Here is a 1,302-nt window from a genome sequence, read left to right on the forward strand (position 1 = left end):
GAGCCTTTCCCAAACTCTGTGTAACTGCTTATAATCCACTAACAGGAGAATAAGCAATGACTACCCAATCTGACATTAAGAAACTGGCCGAGCAAATGGCTGGTAGCATGAACAGCTTTGATGATATCAAAGACTTTCAAAAGCAGCTCATGCAATCCTTTATCGATACTGCCTTAGAGGCTGAGATGGAAGACCATCTCGGCTACCCCAAGCATGAAAAGGCGGATAAGCCTAACAAGCGCAACGGGCACACTAAAAAGACCGTCCGCAGTGACACAGGCGATCTTGAGATATCTACCCCAAGAGACCGTGATAGCAGCTTTGAGCCTGTACTCGTTAGTAAGCATCAAACCCGTATCTCAGGGCTTGATGATAAAATCATATTTCTTTACGCCAAGGGCCAAACCACCACCGAGATTGTAGAGAGCATTAAAGAGCTCTACGATGTCGATATCTCAAGTAGCTTGGTTTCAAGAGTCACTGACAACATCTTAGAGGACATCACTGCATGGCAGAACCGGCCATTGAGCAGTGTTTATCCTATCGTCTATCTAGACTGCATTGTCGTCAAAGTACGTCAAGACAAGCAGATCATCAACAAAGCCATTTACTTAGCCCTAGGCGTTAACCTTAACGGTAAAAAAGAGCTGCTTGGTATGTGGCTATCAGAGAATGAAGGCGCTAAGTTCTGGCTAGGTGTTCTTACCGAGCTTCAAAACCGTGGCGTACAAGACATCTTAATCGCTTGTGTTGACGGTCTAAAGGGCTTCCCTGATGCCATTAACACCGTCTATCCAAAGGCACAGGTTCAGCTGTGTATCGTACACATGGTGCGCTATTCAATGAAGTTTGTGCCGTGGACGGATAAAAAGGCCGTAGCGGCTGATTTAAAGGCCATTTACGGCGCTGATACCCTTGAGATGGCAGAGGCCAATCTTGAGCACTTTGATGAGACTTGGGGCAAAGATTACCCGCACGTGGTCAAGTCTTGGCGCAATAACTGGGAGGGCTTAACGGTGTTCTTTGAGTATCCGAAAGACATCAGAAAAGTGATTTATACCACCAATGCGATAGAGTCGCTAAACAGTGTGATTCGGACGGCAGTGAATAAGCGTAAGGTGTTCCCATCTGATCAGGCAGCATTTAAAGTGGTGTACTTAGCCACCCAGCAGGCATCCAAAAAGTGGTCGATGCCCATTCGTAACTGGACGTCTGCTTTGAATCGCTTTATGATTATGTTTGATGATCGTATAAGCAGGCATTTAATCTAAATGGCAGTTACACAGAATCTGAGATGGGCTC

At 45.9% G+C, this 1,302-nt stretch carries 1 protein-coding gene; it reads left to right on the forward strand.

The window, feature by feature from the left end:
- Nucleotides 1-56 precede the first annotated feature (56 nt).
- The gene (locus tag ACT3QR_RS13880; protein ID WP_201599988.1) at nucleotides 57-1,271 is read left to right on the forward strand and encodes an IS256 family transposase; all 1,215 of its coding nucleotides are present in this window, start codon (nucleotides 57-59) and stop codon (nucleotides 1,269-1,271) included.
- The last annotated feature ends 31 nt before the right edge of the window (nucleotides 1,272-1,302 follow it).

The organism is Psychrobacter sp. AOP7-B1-25 (assembly GCF_052376195.1).
Classification (GTDB): Bacteria; Pseudomonadota; Gammaproteobacteria; order Pseudomonadales; family Moraxellaceae; genus Psychrobacter.

Coding starts and splice junctions, on each gene's coding strand:
- ACT3QR_RS13880 (WP_201599988.1), top strand. CDS start 57: ATGACTACCCAATCTGACATTAAGAAACTGGCCGAGCAAATGGCTGGT.